The organism is Belnapia moabensis DSM 16746 (genome assembly GCF_000745835.1).
Lineage (GTDB): Bacteria > Pseudomonadota > Alphaproteobacteria > Acetobacterales > Acetobacteraceae > Belnapia > Belnapia moabensis.
In genome coordinates this window covers 1-2,222 of sequence record NZ_JQKB01000242.1, presented here as the reverse complement: position 1 = coordinate 2,222, position 2,222 = coordinate 1, and the positions used below count along the sequence as shown (strand labels likewise).

Annotated in this window: 2 protein-coding genes; one reads left to right on the top strand and one right to left on the bottom strand. The window is 65.1% G+C overall.

Annotation, left to right across the window (positions count from 1 at the left end; all coding sequences use genetic code 11):
* The first annotated feature begins 202 nt into the window (after positions 1 to 202).
* Positions 203 to 532 carry a hypothetical protein gene (locus tag EP26_RS30565; RefSeq protein ID WP_157033984.1) on the top strand — a complete coding sequence of 110 codons (330 nt, stop codon included), beginning with the start codon at positions 203 to 205 and terminating at the stop codon, positions 530 to 532.
* 1,012 nt (positions 533 to 1,544) lie between these two features.
* Here the strand turns inward: EP26_RS30565 and EP26_RS37110 are convergent.
* Positions 1,545 to 2,222 (bottom strand): hypothetical protein (locus EP26_RS37110; RefSeq protein ID WP_043345212.1); only part of this gene is annotated, 678 nt, incomplete at its 5' end.

Below are 2,222 nucleotides of genomic sequence, written 5' to 3'. Positions count from 1 at the left end.
TTTACGGCACCGCGGAGCAGGTGGTGGCGCACATGACGAAGCGTGTGGACGGGCGCGAGGCCGCTGAGGGCAAAAGGCCGCCGCCCGAGAATGGAGACACCAAACGGGGAGCGTGACCAATACCGTCCAAAAGAGTGGGTCGTACATGGCGGCTCCGCCCGTGCTCACTGCTGCTTCAGCAAGGACGGAGGGAGCTATGGTCATGGAGAGGGGCGAAGCGGGGCGGTGCTGGTACGGGACATGGTTTTGGCGCGCGCTCACCCTGCTGGGGCTCGGCCTCGCGCTGGTGGCCTTTGGAGAGGTGCGGGTCATCTCCGCAGGTGCGGGGACTACCCCGCCCATCCTGGCCGACTACACCCTCCTGCTCCCGAACCTTTTAGCAATGCTAGGCATCTTAACCGCGCTTGTCGGCGCCGCGGTGGCGCTGGTCACTACCTGCGCCGGCTTACTGAACGTGGTTCGCAACCGGCGCACGGCATCTACGCCGAGCAATGCCCTCTCGAGCAGAGAGGACCGCGGCCCGTTTGGCTAGGCCCGGCAGGGCAGGTCTGCAAGTAGCTTGTGCCGACGCTCACCCCGCTGCTCCGCTTCCGCTCGAACCGAGATCGCGGCCGCTTGTGCCTGCACGCGAGAGCGCATCGGACGGCGATCGCGTTAGTCGCTCAGGCGATAGGGCCGCTGTGTAAGACTGTGCAGGAATTCATCGAGGAGGCCGAACATGGAAGCGGGGGGCGAGCCATCCACTCAGGGAAGCTTCAAAGAGGAGAGGTGCCGCATATGTGGGGCTCCGGCCAAGCACAGGATCGAGGAGACGATCCGCCCGGACGACCCGATCCCGAGCCGTCGTCCGCTGGCCGCCTACTTCTGCGATAGCCACTTTCGCGAGGTCATGGGGCTGGGCACCGAGAAGGGAACTCCGGCAGATCGTTCGCGCGAGGGGCCTGTCGTCGGTGCGCATGAATTTGATCCGGACGCCTCCCCGTCGATCCTGATGACTATCACGAGCAACTATCCTTCGCCCAACCGTAGGCGGCGCGGTCCATGCCTCGGCCCTGAAGTGAGAGGCATGTGTAAGCCCCGGAGAACACCTTCGGCTCCCTCCGAACGCGGTGCCGATCGTCTGCCGGCTTCCAGTCCGATCGCGGATCACGTCCTTGCTCCCTACCATCTCCTACGGATCGGCCGGAGCAACCACGCGATGTGAAGGGTGGAGCCGTTCGGCCGCAGGGTGTTGCCGCCAATCCCGATGGCGAGTGCTTGCACGCCCGCACCGTCATCCGCAATGCCGACAACGGGCCGTCCATGCCGCTCGGCAGCGGGAAGCGCTGCGGGACCCCAAACGTCAGAGGGACGTGATGGGCCACCACCTTCGTTAGGCGGGCGACAACGCCGGGAGCCGTATGGTCCATGGTGGGACGTTCCACCTAGGCAAGGCTTTCGCCGACGCTATGCTGCGGAACGAAGTGCAAATGATCGTCGAGGCGGGCACCACCGGCTTCACTGCGCTCGCGCGCTGCTAGGGCTTGGCGCGGCCATCACACCGACTACGAGCAGACAAGCAGCACGGACTTAGTGTCGGCGGTCGGATCGCACACCGCGGACATGATCGCGGTTTCGGCGCCGTCGAAGGCGTCGGCGACAGTGGTGGCGAATTCATCTAGCTCGCGGAGATTCCAATCCGGGGTCAACACGGAACTGATCAACAGGCGGCGTACCGGTCGGAGTTGTACCCCCACCTCGTAAGCGGCCGAGACAACAGAGCGACCGAAGGCTGCCGCCTGCTGTCCCTGATCGGCGACCGTATGGACGGCCACGCCCGGGCTGGGGCCTCCAATCACCGACCAAATGTCCGACGCATCCACTCCCACAATCCCCCGGCAAATAACCGAGGAGAGCAATGTCTCTACGGTGGCGGCTAAGGCGGAGTTGAGGCCGTCTTTATGGTCAGGTACCGGTAAGAGGAGTCGTGCGGCTTGGTTTTGGCCGTCTGCCGTCCCCATTGAGGCTGTCAATGGCCCAGCCCCAAGGAGGACGGGCATGTGCCCGCGACGGGCGAGTACGCGAGCGACGGTCTCCGCCCCAGATAGGGCATTCTGGTCCGCAGCATCGTAGCACAGGACGCTGAATGACCACTCGGACGTGAGAACCGCATCCGCAGCGTCGGGGCCGGATTGCATGCCGCCCAGGGCCGCCAGCCACCCGGGGTCCTCATGGCTGCGAAG

Coding starts and splice junctions, on each gene's coding strand:
- EP26_RS30565 (WP_157033984.1), top strand. CDS start 203: ATGGAGAGGGGCGAAGCGGGGCGGTGCTGGTACGGGACATGGTTTTGG.